20 protein-coding genes are annotated in these 20,501 nt (G+C 66.6%); 9 read left to right on the forward strand and 11 right to left on the reverse strand.

The features are described 5' to 3' along the window. Positions 1–91 precede the first annotated feature (91 nt). The 3 genes from exaC to GFD32_RS00740 all read left to right on the forward strand — a co-directional run bounded on the left by exaC (position 92) and on the right by GFD32_RS00740 (position 3,524). Complete coding sequence (exaC, locus tag GFD32_RS00730) at positions 92–1,612, forward strand: acetaldehyde dehydrogenase ExaC (RefSeq protein WP_163574314.1); 1,521 nt, start codon at positions 92–94, stop codon at positions 1,610–1,612. A 136-nt stretch (positions 1,613–1,748) separates the two neighbouring features. Then, positions 1,749–2,777, forward strand: a complete 1,029-nt coding sequence (adhP, locus tag GFD32_RS00735) for an alcohol dehydrogenase AdhP (protein WP_176761506.1) — start codon at positions 1,749–1,751, stop codon at positions 2,775–2,777. Positions 2,778–2,897: 120 nt separating this feature from the next. Beyond that, positions 2,898–3,524: a methyltransferase domain-containing protein gene (locus GFD32_RS00740; RefSeq protein WP_163574316.1), complete on the forward strand. Its 627-nt coding sequence runs from the start codon at positions 2,898–2,900 to the stop codon at positions 3,522–3,524. Between the two features lie 6 nt (positions 3,525–3,530). Here GFD32_RS00740 and GFD32_RS00745 read toward each other — a convergent pair whose 3' ends face one another. From GFD32_RS00745 to GFD32_RS00755, 3 genes are read right to left on the reverse strand one after another with little or no spacing between them, the layout of a single operon-like run. Continuing rightward, a complete protein-coding gene (locus tag GFD32_RS00745) occupies positions 3,531–4,748 on the reverse strand; it encodes a MerC family mercury resistance protein (protein WP_163574318.1) in 1,218 nt (405 codons plus the stop codon). A gap of 18 nt (positions 4,749–4,766) precedes the next feature. Then, positions 4,767–5,030 (reverse strand): anti-sigma factor family protein, encoded by a 264-nt coding sequence (locus tag GFD32_RS00750; protein WP_163574320.1) that lies wholly within the window; start codon positions 5,028–5,030, stop codon positions 4,767–4,769. Next, complete coding sequence (locus GFD32_RS00755) at positions 5,027–5,641, reverse strand: sigma-70 family RNA polymerase sigma factor (protein ID WP_163574322.1); 615 nt, start codon at positions 5,639–5,641, stop codon at positions 5,027–5,029. The genes GFD32_RS00750 and GFD32_RS00755 overlap by 4 nt, the downstream gene beginning before the upstream one ends. Before the next feature lie 264 nt (positions 5,642–5,905). Here GFD32_RS00755 and GFD32_RS00760 point away from each other — a divergent pair, with 264 nt between their 5' ends. After that, entirely contained in the window at positions 5,906–6,382 is a 477-nt protein-coding gene (locus GFD32_RS00760; RefSeq protein WP_163574324.1) for a cupin domain-containing protein, read from the forward strand. Positions 6,383–6,525: 143 nt separating this feature from the next. Here GFD32_RS00760 and GFD32_RS00765 read toward each other — a convergent pair whose 3' ends face one another. From GFD32_RS00765 to GFD32_RS00785, 5 genes are all read right to left on the reverse strand, one after another. After that, positions 6,526–7,182 (reverse strand): hypothetical protein, encoded by a 657-nt coding sequence (locus GFD32_RS00765; protein WP_163574326.1) that lies wholly within the window; start codon positions 7,180–7,182, stop codon positions 6,526–6,528. Positions 7,183–7,309: 127 nt separating this feature from the next. Further along, positions 7,310–8,023 (reverse strand): response regulator, encoded by a 714-nt coding sequence (locus tag GFD32_RS00770; RefSeq protein WP_163574328.1) that lies wholly within the window; start codon positions 8,021–8,023, stop codon positions 7,310–7,312. Positions 8,024–8,037: 14 nt separating this feature from the next. Next, positions 8,038–9,462: an ATP-binding protein gene (locus GFD32_RS00775; RefSeq protein ID WP_163574330.1), complete on the reverse strand. Its 1,425-nt coding sequence runs from the start codon at positions 9,460–9,462 to the stop codon at positions 8,038–8,040. A 102-nt stretch (positions 9,463–9,564) separates the two neighbouring features. Further along, positions 9,565–10,494, reverse strand: coding sequence for a lysine exporter LysO family protein (locus GFD32_RS00780; RefSeq protein WP_163574332.1), 930 nt, complete (start codon positions 10,492–10,494; stop codon positions 9,565–9,567). 99 nt (positions 10,495–10,593) lie between these two features. Continuing rightward, the gene (locus tag GFD32_RS00785) at positions 10,594–11,265 is read right to left on the reverse strand and encodes a hypothetical protein (RefSeq protein WP_163574334.1); all 672 of its coding nucleotides are present in this window, start codon (positions 11,263–11,265) and stop codon (positions 10,594–10,596) included. A gap of 162 nt (positions 11,266–11,427) precedes the next feature. Here GFD32_RS00785 and GFD32_RS00790 point away from each other — a divergent pair, with 162 nt between their 5' ends. Next, the gene (locus GFD32_RS00790) at positions 11,428–11,988 is read left to right on the forward strand and encodes a DJ-1/PfpI family protein (protein WP_163574336.1); all 561 of its coding nucleotides are present in this window, start codon (positions 11,428–11,430) and stop codon (positions 11,986–11,988) included. 40 nt (positions 11,989–12,028) lie between these two features. Here GFD32_RS00790 and GFD32_RS00795 read toward each other — a convergent pair whose 3' ends face one another. Together GFD32_RS00795 and GFD32_RS00800 are read right to left on the reverse strand one after the other, a co-directional pair. Next, on the reverse strand, positions 12,029–13,375 hold the full coding sequence (locus GFD32_RS00795; protein ID WP_163574338.1) for a nicotinate phosphoribosyltransferase: 1,347 nt from the start codon (positions 13,373–13,375) through the stop codon (positions 12,029–12,031). Continuing rightward, positions 13,372–13,938, reverse strand: coding sequence for a nicotinamidase (locus GFD32_RS00800; protein WP_163574340.1), 567 nt, complete (start codon positions 13,936–13,938; stop codon positions 13,372–13,374). The genes GFD32_RS00795 and GFD32_RS00800 overlap by 4 nt, the downstream gene beginning before the upstream one ends. Before the next feature lie 341 nt (positions 13,939–14,279). Between GFD32_RS00800 and GFD32_RS00805 the strand changes: the two genes are divergently transcribed. Further along, a complete protein-coding gene (locus GFD32_RS00805) occupies positions 14,280–16,235 on the forward strand; it encodes a methyl-accepting chemotaxis protein (protein WP_163574342.1) in 1,956 nt (651 codons plus the stop codon). 70 nt (positions 16,236–16,305) lie between these two features. Here the strand turns inward: GFD32_RS00805 and GFD32_RS00810 are convergent, their stop codons facing one another. After that, positions 16,306–17,241: a 2-hydroxyacid dehydrogenase gene (locus GFD32_RS00810; protein WP_163574344.1), complete on the reverse strand. Its 936-nt coding sequence runs from the start codon at positions 17,239–17,241 to the stop codon at positions 16,306–16,308. Between the two features lie 273 nt (positions 17,242–17,514). On the opposite strand from GFD32_RS00810, the gene doeA reads away from it, so the two are divergent. From doeA to GFD32_RS00825, 3 genes are all read left to right on the forward strand, one after another. Beyond that, complete coding sequence (gene doeA / locus GFD32_RS00815; RefSeq protein WP_163574345.1) at positions 17,515–18,714, forward strand: ectoine hydrolase DoeA; 1,200 nt, start codon at positions 17,515–17,517, stop codon at positions 18,712–18,714. Between the two features lie 202 nt (positions 18,715–18,916). Then, the gene (gene doeB / locus GFD32_RS00820) at positions 18,917–19,930 is read left to right on the forward strand and encodes a N(2)-acetyl-L-2,4-diaminobutanoate deacetylase DoeB (RefSeq protein WP_163574347.1); all 1,014 of its coding nucleotides are present in this window, start codon (positions 18,917–18,919) and stop codon (positions 19,928–19,930) included. 16 nt (positions 19,931–19,946) lie between these two features. Beyond that, positions 19,947–20,423, forward strand: coding sequence for an Lrp/AsnC family transcriptional regulator (locus GFD32_RS00825; protein ID WP_163574349.1), 477 nt, complete (start codon positions 19,947–19,949; stop codon positions 20,421–20,423). Positions 20,424–20,501 lie beyond the last annotated feature (78 nt).

Below are 20,501 nucleotides of genomic sequence, written 5' to 3' on the forward strand. Positions count from 1 at the left end.
CGCTCTCCTGCCACGGCAGGATGGCGCTGCCCCTCCGGTTCGCCAAGACTGGGTAGTGCACCAATACAACCACAACAGCTGGAGACACGCCATGATCTATGCCAACCCCGGCCAGTCCGGTGCCGTTGCGCGCTTCGATGAACGTTACGGCAACTACATCGGCGGTGAGTTCGTCGCGCCGGTCAAGGGCCAGTATTTCGACAACGTCAGTCCGGTCAACGGCGAAGTGTTCTGTCAGATTCCGCGCTCCACCGCGGAGGACATCGACAAGGCACTCGATGCCGCCCACGCCGCCGCCCCGGCCTGGGGCAAGACCTCGGCCGCCGAACGCTCGAACATCCTGCTCAAGATCGCCGAGCGCATCGAGCAGAACCTGGAAATGCTCGCCGTGGCCGAAACCTGGGACAACGGCAAGGCGGTGCGCGAGACGCTCAACGCCGACCTCCCGCTCGCCGTGGACCACTTCCGCTACTTCGCCGGCTGCATCCGCGCCCAGGAGGGCACGGCGGCCGACATCGACGCCAACACCGTGGCCTATCACTTCCACGAACCGCTGGGCGTGGTGGGGCAGATCATTCCCTGGAACTTCCCGCTGCTGATGGCCACCTGGAAGCTCGCCCCGGCGTTGGCCGCCGGCAACTGCGTGGTGCTCAAGCCCGCCGAGCAGACCCCAGCCTCGATCCTGGAGCTGATGAAACTGGTCGGCGACTTGCTGCCCCCAGGGGTGGTCAACGTGGTCAACGGCTATGGTGCCGAGGCCGGCCAGGCGCTGGCCACCAGCCAGCGCATCGCCAAGATCGCCTTCACCGGTTCCACCCCAGTGGGCGCCCACATCCTCAAATGCGCTGCCGATAACATCATCCCGTCCACCGTGGAGCTGGGCGGCAAGTCGCCCAACATCTATTTCGCCGACATCATGAATGCCGAACCGGCGTTCATCGACAAGGCGGCCGAAGGTCTGGTGCTGGCCTTCTTCAACCAGGGCGAGGTGTGCACCTGCCCGTCTCGGGCATTGATCCAAGAATCCATGTACGACGCCTTCATGGCCAAGGTCATGGAGAAAGTGGGGCAGATCAAGCGCGGCAACCCGCTGGACACCGATGTCCAGGTGGGCGCCCAGGCCTCCCAGGAGCAGTTCGACAAGATCATGTCCTACATGGAGATCGCCAGGGAGGAAGGTGCCGAGTTCCTCACCGGCGGCGACAAGGCGAGCTTCGATCCGGCCTATGACAAGGGCTACTACATCGAGCCGACCCTGCTCAAGGGCAACAATCAGATGCGCGTCTTCCAGGAAGAGATCTTCGGCCCGGTGGTGGCAGTGACCACCTTCAAGGACGAAGCCGAGGCGCTGGCCATCGCCAACGACACCGAGTTCGGTCTCGGCGCCGGTGTCTGGAGTCGCGACATCAACGTCGCCTTCCGCATGGGCCGTGGCATCCAGGCCGGCCGGGTGTGGACCAACTGCTACCACCAGTATCCGGCGCATGCCGCCTTCGGCGGCTACAAGAAGTCCGGCGTCGGCCGCGAGACCCACAAGGTGGCGCTCGAGCACTATCAGCAGACCAAGAACCTGCTGGTGAGCTACGACACCAACCCGATGGGCTTCTTCTGAGCCTCGGCCGTTCGGGGCCGTGCCCCGAACGGCGTTCCTGCTTTCACGAAGAGCGGAGTCACCGCTCCATCACTACCCCGGCGAGCCTGAGGGCACGCGGGCGCATACGACTGCCCGCCAACCGAGGAGATGCAATATGGACAAGACGATGAAAGCCGCCGTGGTACGCCAGTTCGGCGAACCGCTGGCGATCGAGGAGGTCGCGACCCCGCGGCCGCAGCAGGGTGAAATCCTGGTCCAGGTCGCGGCCTCCGGGGTCTGCCACACGGACCTGCATGCCGCCCATGGCGACTGGCCGGTCAAGCCCAGCCCGCCCTTCATTCCCGGCCACGAGGGGGTCGGACATATCGTGGCGGTGGGCGAGGGCGTCAAGCATGTCAAGGAGGGCGACCGTGTCGGCGTACCCTGGCTCTACTCCGCCTGCGGCCACTGCGAGCACTGTCTGGGCGGCTGGGAAACGCTGTGCGAGTCGCAGCAGAATACCGGCTACTCCGTGAACGGCGGTTTCGCCGACTACACCCTGGCCGATGCCGGCTACGTGGGGCGGCTGCCCGACAACGTCGACTTCCTGGAGATCGCGCCGGTGCTGTGTGCCGGCGTGACGGTCTACAAGGGGCTCAAGATGACCGATGCCCGCCCCGGCCAGTGGGTGGTGATCTCGGGCATCGGCGGTCTCGGCCACATGGCGGTGCAATATGCCAAGGCCATGGGCTTCAACGTGGCCGCGGTGGATATCGACGACGGCAAACTGGCGCTGGCCGAGCGCCTGGGAGCCACCGTCGTCGTCAATGCCTTGAAGGCCGACCCGGCCGAGACCCTCAAACGCGAGATCGGCGGTGCCCATGGCGCGCTGGTCACCGCCGTGTCGCCCAAGGCTTTCGATCAGGCCCAGCGCATGCTGCGTCGCGGCGGAACCCTGGTGCTCAACGGCTTGCCGCCCGGCGACTTTCCGTTGCCGATCTTCGATACGGTGCTCAACGGCATCACCGTTCGCGGCTCCATCGTCGGCACTCGCCAGGATCTGCAGGAGGCGCTGGATTTCGCCGGTGAAGGCAAGGTCGAGGCCACCATTGCCACCGAGAAGCTGGAAAACATCAACGACGTTTTCCAGCGCATGATCGACGGCAAGATCGAAGGACGGATCGTGCTGGACATGATGGGCTGAACCGGGAGCGTTTGTTGAAACGCGGGGCGCGACGAGAGTCGCGCCCCGTCTTTCATCTACACCTGCGCCAGCTTTTGCGGCATCATCGTGGCCCCCATTCGATGAGAAGGACAGTGTGCGATGCACCGGGAGGCTCCCGACCTACATCAGCAGCGGCTGCATGAGGTGTCGTCGCTGCTCAAGGCGAGCGGTGCCTGCGGCGTTCTCGACCTGGGCTGTGGTACTGGGGGGCTGTTGCACTACCTGCTACGCGAGCCCCAGTTCGAGACCCTGGTGGGACTGGAGCAGTCCGGTGAGCTGCTGGCCCAGGCCAAGCTGCGACTCGAGCCCTCGGGAGTGGCTCAGCAGGGGCGCGTGGAGCTGGTGTGTGGCTCCTATGCCGAATCCCAGCCCCGGCTGGCCGGTTTCGATGCCGCCGCGATGGTCGAAACCATCGAGCATGTGCCGCCAGCTTCCCTGTCGCGGGTCGAGAAGGTGGTCTTCGCCGAGCTGCGCCCCCGCCTGCTGGTCATGACCACGCCCAACCACGAGTACAACCCGCTGTTCGACATGGCACCGGGCGAGTTTCGCGATCCTGACCACCAGTTCGAATGGGACCGGGCACGCTTTCGCCACTGGGTCCAGGGCGTGGCGAAGCGCAACGGCTACCGCGTTACCGTGTCCGGCATCGGTGAGTGGCATTCGGAGCTGGGCCAGCCGACCCAACTGGCACGCTTCGTTCGCCGCGATGAGGCCGCTTGCGGCTGAGCGGGCTCAGGCGACCCCCAGCAGCCGCGCTTCCTCTCGGCGTCGGCGTCGTAGGTTCCACAGTACACCACCGGCCAGCACCACGAATCCGGCCAGCTCTGTCAGGGCGTGATAGTCGACGAAGAGCGCATAGAGCACCGTGGCGGCGCCTGCCGCGGCCACCAGGGGTGGTCCGGTGGCGCGGTGGCGGCGGAAGCCAGCCACCTGCACGGCGAGCGTGAGCAGCACGAAGGCAGCGATGGCGGTAGCCCAAGCGCCTTCGTCGAGGGCCATGCCGATACCCAGCAGCGGCAGCAGGCCGACCAGCGCCAGGGTGCCGTAGCAGCTCGTCAGCGCCAGCCCCAGTGCCGCCACGCCGAGCAGGCCGCGGCGCGTGAGCTGGCGCCAGGCGCGACGCGGGTCGAGCCGCTGGCGCCAGTGACTGAACGGGGAGGGCGCCTTGGCGGCGCGGCGCATGCCGATTTCGAGGGTGTGGGCGCCGAAGCCGGCGGCGATCTCGCGGGTCTGGGCGCTAGGACTCAAGGCAAAATAGTCGTGACTGCCTACCGGATCGATCTGCTCGAAGCCCGCCTCGGCGAACAGCGCCAGCAGGTCCTCCTTCACCGTGGCACCTACCACGCACTCCACCCAGAGGCGCGGGTCCTCGTGGCAGTCCACGCTGACCGGGCGGTGGATCACCACGTCGGCGAGCTGCACCCGGCCGCCGGGCCGCAGCACTCGGAACATCTCGGCGATGGCGAGGCGCTTGTCCGGAACCAGGTTGAGCGCACCGTTGCTGGTAATGTCGTCGAGACTGGCATCGGGTAGCGGTAGCCGCTCCGCCGAGGCCTGGATGACGTCGAGGTTGGCGATGCCCTGCGCTTCAGCGGTTCTCTTGAGCTTGCGGGTCATGGCGGCGGTAAGGTCTAGGGCGATGACCCGTCCTTCGGGACCGACCAGGCGGCTGGCGATCAGCGAGTCGACGCCGGCGCCGGCACCCAGGTCGAGGACCCGGTCGCCCGGCTCGATGGCCCCGGTTCGGAAGGGGTAGCCGACCCCCGCGAAAGAGTCCAGCAGTGCCGGAGGCAGGCCCTGCGTCAGAGCCGCGGGGTAGCCGAGCTGATGGCAGGTCTCGCCGCCGACGGGAAAGTGGAAGGGGGCGCTGGGCCTTTCCGCCACGTCGGTGTACATGGCCTGTACCGCGGCGACGATCTGCTCGCGGGAATAACCGAGAATGGCCACCATGAGGGCGCTCCTTGGCGGTCAGTGGAGTTCGTCGCTACCGCCCTTGTCGAAACGGTCGAGAAGCCGCCGGACTCGACGGCGCAGTCGTGGCGGCGCCGACACCGTGCCCGATGCCGCGACCCTCTCCCGCAGTCGTTTTTCGAATTCGGCGCGCGTGAAGCAGTCGCGGCACCGGGCCAGGTGATGCTCGATATCCTCGGCCTGCTGGGCGTCCAGTTCACGGTCGAGGTAGTCGAAGAGCCGTTCGATCACGTCCTCGCAGCTCAGCTCTCGGGGAATCATGGCGACGTACCTCCGTGTCCTGGCAGTGTGATACCCGCTTCCCTGGCCTGTCGCCATAGCCGCTTCTGCAGCTGGCCGCGCGCCCGGCTCAGGCGCGAGCGCACCGTGCCCAGCGGGACTCCCAGCAGCCGGGAAACTTCCTCATACGTATAGCCTTGCACTTCGACCAGCACAATCACCACCCGGAAAGCGTCGGGAAGAGAATCCACGGCACGCTCCAGATCTCTCTGCAGCAGCCGGTTGAAGAACTGCTCCTCGAGGTTGCCCCACCATAGCAGGAAGGGCTGATGCAGCTGCTGGAAGAGGGTGAAGTCGCTCTCCTCCAGGCGCTCCACGGCGTCGGGATCGTTGGCGGGCTGGGGCCGGCACCGACGGCGGCGCCACTCGCTGATGAAGGTATTGGAGAGGATATGGAACAGCCAGGCGTCGAAGCGAGCCGGATCGCGCAGCTCATCGAGCCGCTGCCACGCCTTGGCCACCGCTTCGGCGACGATGTCCTCGGCGTCATCGGGGTGGCGGGTGAGGCGCAGGGCAGTGCCGTAGAGCCGGTCCAGCAGCGGTTCCAGGCGTGCCTCGAACCACTGACGCCGATCGGAGGGGCAATCGCTCATGACTGGCCTCTTCGTCTCCGCGACGCGGCTCTTATGCTGCGAAGGCGGGGACAGGGGAAGTGACTGGGCAAGGGGCATGAGAAGCTCCTTCGAGAATGGGCCGTCCGGCGATCATGAGCAAGCGGTTGCTATCGAGGACGCGGCCGACTCCTATCCGGTTCCCAGAAAAAACGGGAACACGGGTCGGCTTGCCTGCGTCATGGGCGAACACGGCCGACGAGCCGTGTTACCGACGACAGCACGACCGATAGAGGGAGGAGCGTCATGAACAAGCACAACATCCTGGCCACAGCTTTGCTGCTGGGCCTGACGCTGACGGTGGGCACCCTGCAGGCGGAGCCCTACCGCGGCGATGGCCACTTGATCGGCAGCGCCGACGAACTGGAGTGGGGGCCGGTGGGCTCCATGGGCGAGGGCGCGGAGATCGCCGTCATCGAAGGGCCCATGAGCGAAGCCGAGCCCTTCACCATCCGCCTGCGCCTGGCAGACGGCTACGAGATCCGCCCGCATATCCATCCCGCCTACGAGCGCGTCACGGTGCTTTCCGGCACGCTGCACTTCGCCCACGGCGAGGAGTACGAGGCGGGCGTCGCCCAGGCCCTGGAAGAACACGATTTCGCCATCATGGCGCCGGGCGACCCCATGTTCGGCTACGCCGAGGGCGAGACCGTCATCCAGCTTCACGGCACCGGGCCCTGGGGCATCGAGTATCTCGATCCGGCGGACGACCCGCGCAACTGACCCTCAACGGCCGCCCCCGAACGATAGGGCGGCCATTGAGCCGTGGAGAATGCGTCATCGAGGCGAACGTTGCCGTACGGTGACCACCCGCGGAATCCGCCAGACAGCGCCCGACCGGGCGCTGTCGTCATGGCAGGGCAGGTTCAGCGTTTGTTGCCGTCGCCGCATTTACCGTAATGGTGCTTGCCGTAGCCCAGCTTGCCGCGGGGAGCCATGGTCGCTTGCATCTCGGCGATCTGCTCGTCGGAGAGCAATTCGCCCAGGGCGGCACGGTGGTCTTCGCGCAGTGCCTGCCAGGCCTCACGGCGTTCCTCGCGGGAGTCGAACTCCTGATCGCGCAGGTCCTGCATATCGGCGTAGAGCGATTCGCGAAGCTCGGTGAGTTGGTCGCGTTCGGCGTCGCTGAGCCCCCAGCCGTCGACCCGTTCGGTCAGGCGCTGCTGCATGGTTTCGCGGCGCTCGCTGCGCCACTCGTCGCGCATTTCGCGGCGCGCATCCTGCAAGGCGTCACGCTGCTCGTCGCTGAGGATCTCGTCGAGACGTTCCTGGTGCTGCTCGCGAAGGTCGCGCATGGCCTGGCGATGCGTCTCGCGGGCTTCGGTCAGGGCTTCGCGGGTGGCCGCGTCGATTCCGGCGCGCTCGAACAGTGCCTGGCGACGCTCTTCGAACTGTTCCTGACGCTGTTCGGACCACTCACCGCCCTTGCCCGGGAAGGCGTGGGCGGAAAGGGCCAGCGGGGCGATCGCCACAGCGAGCAGGGAGGGCATCAGCAGGCGGCGCGAAAGTGAAGAGAGAGTCATGTCGTATCTCCTGGCGGTTGGGTTGACGTTCTCAGTCTCTCGCCGCGTTGTGCAACGCCCATGCAGGGAGTGTGCAAAGGTGGTGCATGCTCATCGGCAAGCGCCGGTGACGACGCTCGACGCCTTCTCATTCATCGGGCTGGTACTTGTAGCCGACGCCGTAGACCGAGCGGATCACTTCGCGTTCCGGCCACGCCTCGGCGATCTTGCGCCGCAGCTTCTTGACATGGCTGTCCACGGTGCGCTCGGAAACGATGCGATGGTCGCGGTACATGTGATCCATCAACTGCTCGCGGGAAAAGATGCGCCCCGGCGAGTGCATCATCACCTTGAGCAGTTGGAACTCCACGGCGGTCAGCCCCAGATCCCGACCGTCGGCCAGCGCCCGCCAGCCGGCGTCGTCGAGTTCCAGCCCGTCGGTGCTGGCGGGTTCCGCGCTGGCGTGGCTGCGGCGCAGAACGGCGCGGATCCGGGCCACCACCTCGCGGGGGCTGAACGGCTTGCAGATGTAGTCGTCGGCGCCCAGCTCCAGGCCGAGCAGGCGGTCGACCTCCTCGACGCGGGCGGTGAGCATGATGATGGCGATGCTCGGCCAGCGCTGGCGGATCTCGCGGCATAACGTCAGGCCGTCGCTGCCCGGCAGCATCAGGTCGAGCAGCACCAGGGCGGGCAGGTCATCGGCAGTGGCCTGCTGGTGCAGCCAGGGCAGTACGGCGTCGCCGTGATCCAGGTGCTCGCTGGGGTAGCCGCTGCCTTCCAGGTAGTCGGCAACCAGCCGGGCGATCTTGGGTTCGTCTTCGACGATGAGCACGCGGTCGTGGCGAGGGGCAACGTCTTGCATGGCGTTCTTCCTTGTCAGCCGGCGGCGTCGAGCCGCGGGAATTCCAGGGTCCAGCGTAGCCCACCCAGCGGCGAATTCGAGGGCGTCAAAGTGCCGCCGTGGGCCTTGATCAAGGCGCCGGCGATGGAAAGCCCCAGGCCGCTGCCGCCACTGGCGCGACTGCGCGAGTCCTCCACGCGGTAGAGACGTTCGGTGAGCTTGGGCAGTGACGCCTCGGGCACCCCGGGAGCGCTGTCTTCCCAGACGACACGTACCCGGTCCGCCAGGCCCTCGAGGCGCACCTCCAGCCGCCCCGGCGAGTGGGTATAGGCGCAACTGTTGTCGAGCAGGTTGGTCCACAGCTGGCGCAGGCGTCGAGCGTCACCGCGAATCCACGCCGGGCCGGGGATGTCGGTGGTGAGGGTAAGGCCGCTGTCGGCCAGCCAGCCACGCGCCTCATCCAGTCGGCTCGTCAGGCTGTCGGTAAGGTTCAAGGGCGCCAACTGAACTTCGAGGGCGCCGGCATCGCTCTGCGAGAGCAGGCGCAGGTCGGCCACCAGACGCTCGAGCTGACCTACCTCCTGGCCCAGCGAGTGCAGGCCGTTGGCATCGAGCGTACGAATGCCGTCCTGCATCGCTTCGATTTCGCCGCGCAGCACGGAGAGCGGCGTACGCAGTTCATGGGCGATGTCGGAAACCCAGCGGCTGCGTGCCTCGCGGCTCGCCTCGAGGGTGGCGGCCAACACGTTGAAATCGTGGGCGAGTCGGGCGAGCTCGTCGCGCCCGCGTTCAGGCAGACGCGTGCTGTAGTCGCCTTCGGTGAGGCGCTGCGTGGCGAGGGCCATGCCGTGGGTGCGGCGCCCCAGCCACCAGGCCAGGCCGCCGGCCAGTAGCAGCGAAGCCAGCCCCAGGGCAGCGACGACGATGCCGAGGTTGCGCTGCTGACGCCCCAGGAAGACATGCTCCATCCGCGCCAGCAACTGGCGAGGCGGGCGGTAGCCCAGCGTGCCGACCCGCTCGCCATCGTGGACGATGGGCAACCACTCGAGGTCGGGCGCATCGCCATGCTCGCGCTCGTCGGGTGGCAGCCCGATCACTGGTAGACCCTCGGCATCGTGGAGCACGAAGTCGCGGGCATCGCCCAGGCGCCGTTCGATGCCGTGGGGCGGGCGACGTTCACCGGGCCACAGTTGCTGACGCACCAGACGATGCCATGCCGGCGGTGAGTTGCGCAGCCACTGCCAGCCGCCGCGTCGCGCCCACTCCTCGCCCAGCCCTTCGGCGAGCCTCTCGGCGCGGTTCGCCTGGGTGGTTTCCAGGTATTCGATGAAGCCGCGGTCGAGACTGCGCGATACCGATAGGAACACCAGGCCGGCGATCACCACGTTGACCAGCAGGATGATCAGGAACAGCTTGATGCCCAGGCGCGAGACGGTAGGGCGGGGCAGGCGTGGGGCCATGGGCGGCTCTCGGCGGTGAGGTGGTCGGGACAGTGTCGCCGACGGCGATGCAGCCAATGGTCAGCAAAGATGCAAGCTTGGTGCAAGCCGGCCCTTCCCTTCTCACAGCGACAGGAAGAACAGAGTCAACGGCGGCGATAGCAGCGAGAGCAGAAAGCCCGAGACCACGGCGACGGGTACGCAAGCCACGCCGCCGTGCTGCTGGATCACCGGCAGGGTGAAATCCATGGCCGTGGCGCCGCCGTAGCCGATGGCCAGCGGGGTGTGACGGCGGATGGTCAAGGGAATCAGCACGAAGGCTGCCAGTTCGCGTAGCAGGTCGTTGAAGAAGGCCACACCGCCCATCTGGGCGCCCAGCCCGTCGCCGATCAGGATGCCGGAAAGCGAGTACCAGCCGAAGCCGGCAGCCAGCGCCAGCCCTTCGTTCCAGGCGAGGGAGAGCAGTGGCGCGGCAACCAGCCCGCCCGCCAGCGAACTGGCTGCCAGGGTGGCGGCTATGGCCAGGCCGCGGCGATTGAGCAGAATCTGGCGAAGCGGCATGCCGGAGTTGCGCAGCTGGCAGCCGATCAGTGCCAGCAGCAGGTAGAGCACCCCTTCGGCCAACGTTTCGGCACCGCTGAAAAACCCGTCACTCGCACTCAGGCCGCTGGCGACCAGCCCCGTCAGCACGCCGCCGATCACCACCCCCACCAGCGCCAGCGAGCCGGTCAGGGCCGCGAGCTTGCTGGTCGGTGCGTCGGCCACCGAGCGGCCGGGTTCGATGCGCATCCGCAGGCGCCGGGCGAGCCAGGCCAATGCCGCCAGGTTGCAGGCGGAGAGCAGCAAGAACAGCAGCAGTGCCTGGCTGCCCATGCGCGAGAGCTGGCTGGCCAGGTCGTCGAGGCCGGCGAGGCCCACGCCCATCAACAGCAGGATCACGTAGATGGCGGCGTTGACGCTGCGGTTGATGGCGTCCATCACGGCGGCGTGACGTACCGGTATCAGATATCCCACCAGCAACGGCAACAGGACGAGCAGCAGACCGCTCAGCATCGAGACTCCCTTCTCCAAAGCGTCATCGGGCTGCCGGCGGGCAGCCAGAACCGCCACACTCTAGCCGAACCGACGAGGCGGGCCAATGGCGAGGTGGTGTTAAGGCGAGCTGTGCTCGAGCGACGTCAGTGTCAGGCGGCTGCGGCGTTCGCCATCGCGATGGTAGTCGGCAGCCAGCAGCAGGCCCGGCAGCTCCGGATGGAAGCGCAGCATCAGGCGTCGGCCGGGTTCGTCGGGGTTGGTGGCCTCGATCGTCAGTGCCTCGAAGTCGCCGGCCGGCACGCTCAGGTGTTGACGAGGCAGCACCCGGAACCGGAGCCTTTCCCGATCGCCCCGGTGGTCCTGGTACGTGAGCCGGCAGGTAGCGGCGCACTGGTCGCCATGGGCTCGCTGCGAGAGAAGGAAGAGCGCCGTCTGGCGGTCGGGGAGCTCGCGCAGGGTGTCGGATGCGAGCGAGTAGCGGTCGCCGATGCCCAGCAGCGAATAGCCGCTGGAGTAATGCAGCGACTGCACGCCGGTGTCATCGACCATGAATCGGCTGCGCTCCTCGCCACTGGCCATGGCAATGGATGCCTGCATCTCGCTGAGCCAGTAGTGACCCTCTTGGGCCAGCCGGTGCTCGATGGTGACGTCGGGCCAGCCGCTCACCTGGAGGCGATAGCGGGCGGAAAAGGGCGTGGGCTCGCTGCTGGCGAGCGCCAGGTCCGCTGGCCAAGCTGCGAACAGCAGCAGGGCCGCCAGCGGGAGGCCCAGAAGGCGAGCGAATGGCATGGAGGGCTCCCAGCGTCGACGAACGGGGGTGTCGGAAGTGAGAGTCGGTTCGGCGGTTGACGGTTCCGTTCCGCGTGGAATTTGTTCGGTGGCGTGGCTAGGCTTGCGGTTGCAGACCGACGTCTCATACACGACGCGCTTTCGCGCAAGGAGAGAATCCCCATGGCTAGACTACTGCTCATCGCCGGTGACTATGTCGAGGACTACGAGATCATGGTGCCCTTCCAGGCCCTGCAGGCCATGGGGCACAGCGTGGATGCCGTGTGCCCCGACAAGCGCGAAGGCGACAAGGTGCGTACCGCCATCCACGACTTCGAGGGCGACCAGACCTACTCCGAGAAGCCGGGGCACGACTTCACCCTCAATGCCACCTTCGCCGAGGTGGAGCTGGCCGACTACGACGCCCTGGTGATTCCCGGCGGGCGGGCGCCGGAATACCTGCGCCTCGACGAGCGGGTGCTCGAGCAGGTGCGTCACTTCGTCGAACAGGACAAGCCGATTGCCGCCATCTGCCACGGTGCTCAACTTCTCGCGGCAGCGGTTTCGCTCGAGGGGCATCGTGTCTCGGCCTATCCGGCCTGTGCCCCCGAAGTGCGCCTGGCGGGCGGCGACTACGCGGAGATCGCCGTCGACCAGGCCGTCACCTCAGGACGCTTGGTGACGGCGCCGGCCTGGCCGGCCCATCCCGAGTGGCTGCGCCAGTTCCACGCTCTGCTGAGCTGAGGAACGGCCGTGACGACCGGCTGTCGTGGCCTGGCTTCAGTCAGGTGCGGGAGCGCAGCCGGTCGAGCGCCGGGCTGAGTTCGACCGGATAGTCGGCTTTGCCCGGCTCGATCCGCTTCAAGGTTTCCGGCATGGCGTCGAGCGCGCATTCGACGCGCTCCCGGGCGTCGTCGGCGAGTGCCATGGTGGCAGTGTCCAGCTGCCCCTCCTTGACCGCTGGCACCAGCAACGGTTCGGCACCCTGGATGTCTTCGTCGCGCCGGGCGATGACGTCCCCGGTCATCCGGCCTGCGTCGTCGTGGTGCCGATAGAGCTGCTTGCGGCCGGGTAGGTTGATCTTGCCCGTGGAGTGTTTGACTCGCGGCTTGCCGGCATACTCGACGAGTTTGTAGGAGAGATCGATCACCGGGGCGTCGGCGGCAACGCCCATTTCGGTGCCCACGCCGAAGGCATCGATGGGTGCGTCGTCGTTCAGCAGGGCGGCGATCTCGTGTTCGTCGAGGCCGCTGCTGGCGATGATCTTCACGTCCGCATGGCCGGCTGCGTCGAGCCGTTGCCGCGAGCGGTGGGCGAGTTCGCCGAGATCGCCGGAATCGAGCCGAATGGCGGCGACGCGAAGCGAAGGGTCCTCAGCCATCAGCTCGATCACCTTGTCGACGCCTGCCAGGGTGTCGTGGGTATCCACCAGCAGAGTGGTGTCGGGGTAGTGGCGGGCGAAGGCACGAAACGCCTCGCGTTCGTCGTCGTGGGCGAGAATGTAGCTGTGTGCCATGGTGCCGCGCAGCGGCAGGTCGTGGCGCAGCCCACCCAGCACGTTGCTGGTGCCGGCGAGTCCGGCGGTGCGGTAGGCGCGCACCCCGCGCACCGCGGCATCGATGCCGTGCATGCGGCGCAGGCCGAAGTCGACCACCGGCCGACCGCGTGCCGCGCTCACGATGCGCACCGCCTTGGAGGCCAGCACGGTCTCCAGCTGCACCAGGTTCATGACCAGGCTCTCCAGCAGCTGTGCCTCGGCGATGGGCGCGTCCACCTCCATGAAGGGCTCGTTCTCGAACACCGGCGTTCCCTCGGGGAGCGTCCAGATATCGCCCGAGAAGCGAAAGTTGCCCAGCCAGTCGAGAAAGGCATCGTCGAAGGTGCCGGTTGCGGCCAGGCTGGCGAGGTGGGCATCGGTGAAGCGCAGTCGGGTGGCCAGCTCGGCGGCGTACTGCTGGCCGCAGGCGAGCATGAAGCGCCGCGTCGGCGGCAGCTTGCGGAAGTAGAGACTGAAGGTGGCGCTCGCCTCCATGCCCTCCTTCCAGTAGGCCTGCAGCATGGTCAACTGGTAGAGGTCGGTGAGCAGCGTCAGGTCAGCGTCGTCGACGGAAAAATTCGGGCACCGACTCATGCGCGGACCTCGACGCCCGCCTGCTCGAGCGCCTCTTGGCAGCGCTCCCGTCCCTGGGGATCGACTGGTTCGGTCAGCGAGCCGAGCAGCACGACCTCGAATCCCTCCTCGAGAGCGTCCTTGGCGGTGGCCTGCACGCAGACGTCCATGGCCAGGCCGCAAACCACCACGCGGCGGATGCCGCGGTCGCGCAGATAGCCGCCCAACCCCGTCGCGTCGAAGGCCGAGTAGGCATCGGCGTCGAAGGCGGTGGCCTTGCTGATGCGGATGGCATCGTCGGGCAGCACGAGGTCGGGGTGAAAGGCGGCGCCATGGGTGTCCTGCACGCAGTGCACCGGCCAGGGGCCGCCGCGGTGAGTGAAGCTGACGTGATCGACGGGGTGCCAGTCGCGCGAAGCGAGCACCAGGGCGTCGCCGTGGCGGGCGGTCTCGATCTGGGCGTTGATGCCGGGCACCAGCGCGCTGCCGCCGCTCACGGCCAGGGCGCCGCCCTCGCAGAAGTCGTTCTGCATGTCCACCACCAGCAGGGCATCCTGCGGGCCATAGTCGACGTGCGGTGTCATGGCGAACCTCCGTGCTGGGCGATGAGTGTCTTCCTATCAGCTTATCGGTAGATGTGCGGTTCGTGTAGCCGGAGCACAACCCCATCGGGCGGTCAGCACGAGAATTGACCGGGTGGACAGGAAAAGATGATGCCCGTCAATTTCCTGACGATTTCATGACAGTGGCGTTCAAGCCATGGCCATGCGCGCCGACATTGTTAACGTCAGCGCAGCCACCGCTGCCCTTAGACGGTTCCTACCTCGCAAGACAGCCGGCTGATAGCACAACAACAATCGCATCCACCCAGACTCACGACACCCGATATTGTTGTCACCACTCAGCTTCGGCAGGTAAAGGCTCCATGACCCACTTCCTTCATCGCATTCCCATGTCGCGCAAGTTCCTGCTTGCGCTGGCACTTCCCATTCTCGTCATCGCTTGGTTGGCCACCAGTGGCATACTCGAGCGCCAGCAGTTGGCCGCCGACATGGCCGAGGTCGAGCAGATGACCCGCTTTTCCAACCGCGCTGGCGATCTGGTGCATGAGCTCCAGGTGGAGCGCGGCCTCTCCTCGGGCTACTTGAGCAGCAAGGGCGAGGCGTTCGGCGAGCGCCTCGCCGAGCAGCGCCGTCAGGCCGACGGCCGGTTGAAGGCGTTCCGGACGGCCTGGACGGCGGTGGATACGGACGGCGATCCCCGGCTCGCAGAACTCGGCCAAACGATCGGCGCTGCTCTGGACGAGCTGCCCTCCATGCGTGAGGCGATCGATGCCCAGGAGATCAAGCCGGTGGAGTCGCTGGACTACTACAGCAGCCTCAACGGGGCTCTGCTGGAGATGGCCGGTCGACTCACCGCTCGCGTCGAAGCCGGAGAACTGTCACGCGATCTGGGCGCCTATGCGGCCCTCAAGGAGCTCAAGGAAACGGCGGGCATCGAACGTGCCATGCTGGCTGGCGCCTTTTCGGCCAACCGCATGGCACCGCAAGCCTACTATGCTTTCATGGAATTGCTCGGCGAGGCGTCGGCCTTCGAGGAGAGCTTTCGCATGCTGGCCTCGCCGGCGATGATCGAGCGCTACCGGAACGCCACGGCAGAGCATGAAGACGCCGGACGCCTGACCATGATGCGCCAGATCGCCGTCAACCAGGGCATCAACGGCGGCTACGGCATCGATGCGGCACGCTGGTTCGACGCCCAGACCGCCAAGATCGAGCGTCTCAAGGGCGTGGAGGAAGCCATGGCCAGCGGGGTGCTGGCCGATGCCGAAAGCCTGGCGGCCGGGGCGCGCAATGAGCTGTGGCGCTTCGTGGTGTTCGCCGTGCTGGCCGTCGTAGTCGCCCTGGTGCTGGCCATGCTGCTGGTGCGCAGCATCGTGGTGCCCCTGCGCCATGCGCTGCAGCAGATTGCCGAGCGCGATGGCGACCTGACCCAGCGCCTGCCGGTGCCGGGAACCGACGAACTCTCGCGCTTCTACGCCGCTTTCAATGCCTCGACCGAGAGCATGGAGGCGCTGGTGGCGAGCATTCAGCAAGGCGCCTCCGGCGTCACCTCGGCCAGCGGCGAGATCGCCCAGGGCAACGAAGACCTCGCCAGCCGCACCGAGGAGCAGTCCTCGTCGCTGGTGGAGACCGCCACCAGCATGGAGCAGATCACCTCCACGGTGCGTCAGTCGGCGGACAACGCTCGCGAGGCCCGCGGCAAGACCGAGCAGACGGCGAGCCGTGCCGACCGGGCCAGCCACGTGGCGGCCGAGGCGCGCGAGGCCATGCGCGAGATCCACGAGGCCAACCGCCAGATCAATGCCATCGTCGAAGCGATCGACGGCATCGCCTTCCAGACCAATCTGCTGGCGCTCAACGCTTCCGTGGAAGCGGCGCGAGCCGGGGAACATGGACGGGGGTTCGCCGTGGTGGCCGGAGAAGTGCGCAAACTCGCCAGTCGCAGCGCTGAAGAAGCCGAACGCATTCGCCACCTGATCGGCGACAATGCCCAGCGCGTGGCCAAAGGAGACGATCTGGTCAGCCAGACCCACGATGCCCTGGCGGAGATCACACGCGAGGTGCGCCAGGTCGCCGATCTGGTCAGCGACATGTCGGCCGCCACCGAGGAGCAGTCGGCGGGCATCGAGCAGGTCAACCAGGCGGTCTCGCAGCTCGAGCAGACCACCCAGGAGAATGCCGCCCTGGTCGAACAGGTGGCAGCCGCCAGCCGTTCGCTGGACGGCCAGGCAGGCGAGATGTCGGGGTTGATCGGGCGCTTCAAAGTCGCCACGGAGCTCTATGGGCGCAGCGTGACGAATCTGTTGCCGTCGGCTTGAGCTCTCGTCGCTAGCCAGTCATGAGCGGCCGGGCCCGGTGCCCGGCCGTTCGCTGCCATAGCGTTGCCCATCAGTAGCCGGCCTCGGGGTCGACGGTGTCGATGGGCTCGCCGGCCGCCAGCGCCCGCAGCGCCTCGGCGACCTGGTCCAGTGCCTCGCCCAGCGGGGTGGGGCCCGCCATGTGCGGAGTGACCCATACCCGTGGGTGCGACCAAAGCGGGCTGCTGACCGGCAGCGGCTCCTCTGGGAAGGCATCGAGAATGGTGCCGCGCAGTCGCCCTGCCGCCGCGCCCTCGCCCAGAGCATCGAGTAGGGCGGTCTCGTCGATCAGCGTGCCGCGGCCCGGGTTGATCAGGGAGGCGCCGTCGGGCAGCGCAGCCAGCGTCTCGGCGTTGACGATGTGATGCGTTTCCGCGGTGTCCGGCAGCAGCAAAACCAAAGTGCGCACCGTGCCGAGCAGTGTCGTCAGGCCATCGTCGCCATGGTGGCAGGTGATCCCCTCCAGCGACTTGGGTGAGCGACTCCAGCCATGTACCGGGAAACCGTCAGCGGCGATCATGGCGGCCACTTTGGCGCCGATGGCACCCAAGCCCAGCACGCCTACCGGCCAGTCCGACTTGTCGACCACGGCAAGCTCGCGCCACTCGGCGCGCGCCTGCTGACGGCGGTAGCGGTCGAAGTCGCGCTGGAAATGCAGGATGCCGTAGCGCACGTAGTCGCCGATCAGTTCCGCCATGCCGGCGTCGCGCAGCTTGACGATGGGCACGCCGTCGGGCAGCCCGGGATTGTTCAGCAGCGCATCGACGCCGGCGCCCAGGTTGACGATGCCCTTGGGGTCAATGGGCTCGCGCAGCAGCCACTCGGGAGGCTTCCACACGGCCAGGTAGTCGGCCTGGCGGCGCTGCTCGGCGGGTGCCGCACTGGTGAAGACCTCGGCTTCGGGAAGGCGCTCGGCGAGGGCCTTCCGCCACTGCTCGGCATCGTCGATGTGGACCAGGATCTTCATGTCGTCTCCTTCGCGTTAGAGAGCTCATCATGGCGCTGGACTGGGGTCGTGAACAAGTATGACCGGCATAGGCGTTACATGGCGTCACGAAATGCTTGACCGCCTACCGTGGGTTGGCAGTAACCTCCACTCAAAGGGAGCATTCTCCACTGCCTGGTGCGACTGTTCGGCCCGCGACCCGTTCAGGCATCTCGTCAGTGACCGTCACCCTGGCCCGGCCTTCTCCTCGTCGAGAGGGCCGATTTTCTTGATGTTGCTTTGGCGAGTGGCCCCATGACCCAGGTAAACCTGCCCTTCACGCGAGAGGAATACGCCAGCCGTTTGTGGAAAGTGCGCGCCGAGATGGCCAGTCGCGGGATCGACGTGCTGGTCATCAGCGACCCCTCCAACATGGCGTGGCTGACCGGCTACGATGGCTGGTCCTTCTACGTGCACCAGTGCGTGCTGGTCGGACTGGAGGGCGAACCGGTGTGGTACGGACGGCGCATGGATGCCAACGGGGCACTGCGCACCTGCTGGATAGACCCGGACAACATCACCTACTACCCGGACCACTACGTTCAGAATCCCGACATGCACCCCATGGACTACCTGGCGCAGTCGATCATGCCCGATCGCGGCTGGCATCAAGGGGTGGTGGGCCTGGAGATGGACAATTACTATTTTTCGGCCAAAGCCTACCAGTGCCTGCTGCGCGAGCTACCCCATGCGCGCTTCATGGACGCGAACTCCCTGGTCAACTGGTGCCGCGCCATCAAGTCGCCCCAGGAGATCGAATACATGCGCGTGGCGGCCAGGATCGTCGAAGGCATGCATTCGCGCATCCTCGAAGTGATCGAGCCGGGCCTGCCCAAGAGCAAGTTGGTCTCGGAGATCTACCGCGTGGGCATCGAGGGCTGGACGGATCCGACGGGCCGGGTCTTCGGCGGCGACTATCCGGCCATCGTGCCCATGCTGCCCACCGGCAAGGACGCCGCGGCGCCGCACCTGACCTGGGACGACACGCCCTTCCGTCGAGGAGAGGGCACCTTCTTCGAGATCGCCGGCGTCTTCAAGCGCTACCATGCGCCCATGTCGCGCACGGTCTACCTGGGCAAGCCGCCGCCCGAATTCGTGCGTGCCGAGTCGGCGCTGCTCGAGGGCATCGATAACGGCCTCGAAGTGGCCAAGCCCGGCAATCGCACTGCCGACATCGCCATGGCGCTGGGCGCGGCCATGGACAAGTACGGCTTCGACCGTGGCGGTGCCCGCTGCGGCTACCCCATCGGCATTAGCTACCCGCCGGACTGGGGCGAGCGCACCATGAGTCTGCGCCCCTCCGACGAGACCGTCCTGCAGCCCGGCATGACGTTTCACTTCATGCCCGGACTGTGGGAGGACGACTGGGGGCTGGAGATCACCGAGAGCATTCTGATCACCGAAACCGGCTGCGAGACCCTGGCCGACTTCCCGCGCCAGCTCTTCGTGCGCTGAGAGGGCAGGAAGCTTGACCTGCTTCGACACGTAACGAGGGGCGCTGAGGGCAGATCGTAGAGGGGGTCCGACGCCAGGGATGGCGTCGGTAGCGCCCAGGGACGGGTTCACAGCGCCCCCTCGCAGATCTGCCGCCAGATCAGCCCCGAGTGGCACCAAGACCACCATGCCCGTGCCATACGAGAACAAGGAGTTGTAAACAATGACCAAGCGTCCCAGCCCCATCTCCGCCACCGTCGACTTCGACGCCGACGGCGTGCAGCACGGCTTTCTCAAGCTGCCCATCTCCACCGACGAGTCGGCCTGGGGTGCGGTGATGATCCCCGTCACCGTGGTCAAGAATGGCGAGGGCCCCACGGCGCTGCTCACCGGCGGCAATCACGGTGACGAATACGAAGGCATCACCGCACTGCTGAAACTTTCCAGTGAGCTGCGCGCCGAGGACGTACGGGGCCGGGTGATCATCGTGCCGTGCATGAACCAGCCGGCGGTGATGGCCGGCAAGCGCACCTCCGGCCTCGACGGCGGCAACCTCAACCGTAGCTTTCCCGGCAATCCGGACGGCAATGTGACCGAGAAGATCGCCGACTACTTCACCCGGGTGATGGTGCCGGTGTGCGACGTGGTGCTCGACCTGCACTCCGGCGGGCGCACCCTGGACATCATCCCCTTCGGCGCCTCCCACGTGCTGGAGAACGCCGAGCAGCAGCGTCGCGCTCTCGAGGGAGCCAAGGCATTCGGCGCCCCCTATGCGATGATGATGTTCGAGCTCGACGCCGCGGCGCTATTCGACACCGCGGTGGAAAGCCAGGGCAAGATCTTCGTGGCCACCGAACTGGGTGGCGGTGGCACCTCGACGCCCGAGAGCCTCGCCATCACCGAGCGTGGCGTGCGCAACGTGCTGATCCACTATGGCCTGCTGGAAGGGGCGGTAGAGATGCCCGCCGAGCCTCAGGTCTACCTCGACATGCCCGATGCCAACTGCTACGTGCAGAGCGAGCACTCTGGCCTGCTGGAGCTCTGCTTCGCGTTGGGCGAGCGCGTGGAGAAAGGCGAGGTAATTGCCCGCGTCTATGACCTGACGCGAAGCGGCACTTCCCCCGTCGAGTATTGCGCCGGACGTAGCGGTGTGCTGGCAGCGCGCCGTCACCCCGCGCTGGTCAACATGGGCGATACCATTGCGGTGATCGCCGATATCGTCGACTCCCTGGGCTGAGAGGGACGCACCACCGATGAAGCTCGATCGTTACGACCTGAAGATTCTCGAGATCCTGTCGCAGGACGGCCGCATCACCAAGTCGAAGCTGGCCGAGGCGATCAACCTCTCGGTCAGCCCCTGCTGGGAGCGGGTTCGCCGCCTGGAGAAGGCCGGCATTATCGAGGGCTACAGTGCCAGGATCAATGCCGCTGCGCTGGTCAAGCACACCCCGGTGTGGGTGCAGATCGAGCTCCAGGCCCATAATGCCGCCAGTTTCGCCCGCTTCGAAGCGTTGGTTCACGATACGCCCGAGGTCACCGAGTGCGTGGCCGTGGGCGGTGGCGTGGACTACCTGATCAAGGTGGAGGCCGACTCCATCGACGCCTACCAGCGCCTGATCGATGCCTGGCTGACCAGCGATGCTGGCATCGAACGTTATTTCACCTACATCGTCACCAAGAGCGTCAAGCGACCCCCGATGGGGTTTTCCCCCGACGACTTCGTCGGGTGATGGCGCGGCACAGAAAAAATCGCGGCTTTGCTGCCGACGACGAAAAATCCTGCAGGTTGTACTGCGGCTTTCAAAAAC

Source organism: Halomonas faecis, assembly GCF_010993975.1.
In the GTDB taxonomy this organism is placed as follows: Bacteria; Pseudomonadota; Gammaproteobacteria; order Pseudomonadales; family Halomonadaceae; genus Halomonas; species Halomonas faecis.

What these genes read in the sequence shown, in the direction of transcription:
- exaC (WP_163574314.1), top strand. Translation starts at nt 92, where the DNA reads ATGATCTATGCCAACCCCGGCCAGTCCGGTGCCGTTGCGCGCTTCGAT.
- adhP (WP_176761506.1), top strand. Translation starts at nt 1,749, where the DNA reads ATGGACAAGACGATGAAAGCCGCCGTGGTACGCCAGTTCGGCGAACCG.
- GFD32_RS00740 (WP_163574316.1), top strand. Translation starts at nt 2,898, where the DNA reads ATGCACCGGGAGGCTCCCGACCTACATCAGCAGCGGCTGCATGAGGTG.
- GFD32_RS00745 (WP_163574318.1), bottom strand. Translation starts at nt 4,748, where the DNA reads ATGGTGGCCATTCTCGGTTATTCCCGCGAGCAGATCGTCGCCGCGGTA.
- GFD32_RS00750 (WP_163574320.1), bottom strand. Translation starts at nt 5,030, where the DNA reads ATGATTCCCCGAGAGCTGAGCTGCGAGGACGTGATCGAACGGCTCTTC.
- GFD32_RS00755 (WP_163574322.1), bottom strand. Translation starts at nt 5,641, where the DNA reads ATGAGCGATTGCCCCTCCGATCGGCGTCAGTGGTTCGAGGCACGCCTG.
- GFD32_RS00760 (WP_163574324.1), top strand. Translation starts at nt 5,906, where the DNA reads ATGAACAAGCACAACATCCTGGCCACAGCTTTGCTGCTGGGCCTGACG.
- GFD32_RS00765 (WP_163574326.1), bottom strand. Translation starts at nt 7,182, where the DNA reads ATGACTCTCTCTTCACTTTCGCGCCGCCTGCTGATGCCCTCCCTGCTC.
- GFD32_RS00770 (WP_163574328.1), bottom strand. Translation starts at nt 8,023, where the DNA reads ATGCAAGACGTTGCCCCTCGCCACGACCGCGTGCTCATCGTCGAAGAC.
- GFD32_RS00775 (WP_163574330.1), bottom strand. Translation starts at nt 9,462, where the DNA reads ATGGCCCCACGCCTGCCCCGCCCTACCGTCTCGCGCCTGGGCATCAAG.
- GFD32_RS00780 (WP_163574332.1), bottom strand. Translation starts at nt 10,494, where the DNA reads ATGCTGAGCGGTCTGCTGCTCGTCCTGTTGCCGTTGCTGGTGGGATAT.
- GFD32_RS00785 (WP_163574334.1), bottom strand. Translation starts at nt 11,265, where the DNA reads ATGCCATTCGCTCGCCTTCTGGGCCTCCCGCTGGCGGCCCTGCTGCTG.
- GFD32_RS00790 (WP_163574336.1), top strand. Translation starts at nt 11,428, where the DNA reads ATGGCTAGACTACTGCTCATCGCCGGTGACTATGTCGAGGACTACGAG.
- GFD32_RS00795 (WP_163574338.1), bottom strand. Translation starts at nt 13,375, where the DNA reads ATGAGTCGGTGCCCGAATTTTTCCGTCGACGACGCTGACCTGACGCTG.
- GFD32_RS00800 (WP_163574340.1), bottom strand. Translation starts at nt 13,938, where the DNA reads ATGACACCGCACGTCGACTATGGCCCGCAGGATGCCCTGCTGGTGGTG.
- GFD32_RS00805 (WP_163574342.1), top strand. Translation starts at nt 14,280, where the DNA reads ATGACCCACTTCCTTCATCGCATTCCCATGTCGCGCAAGTTCCTGCTT.
- GFD32_RS00810 (WP_163574344.1), bottom strand. Translation starts at nt 17,241, where the DNA reads ATGAAGATCCTGGTCCACATCGACGATGCCGAGCAGTGGCGGAAGGCC.
- doeA (WP_163574345.1), top strand. Translation starts at nt 17,515, where the DNA reads ATGACCCAGGTAAACCTGCCCTTCACGCGAGAGGAATACGCCAGCCGT.
- doeB (WP_163574347.1), top strand. Translation starts at nt 18,917, where the DNA reads ATGACCAAGCGTCCCAGCCCCATCTCCGCCACCGTCGACTTCGACGCC.
- GFD32_RS00825 (WP_163574349.1), top strand. Translation starts at nt 19,947, where the DNA reads ATGAAGCTCGATCGTTACGACCTGAAGATTCTCGAGATCCTGTCGCAG.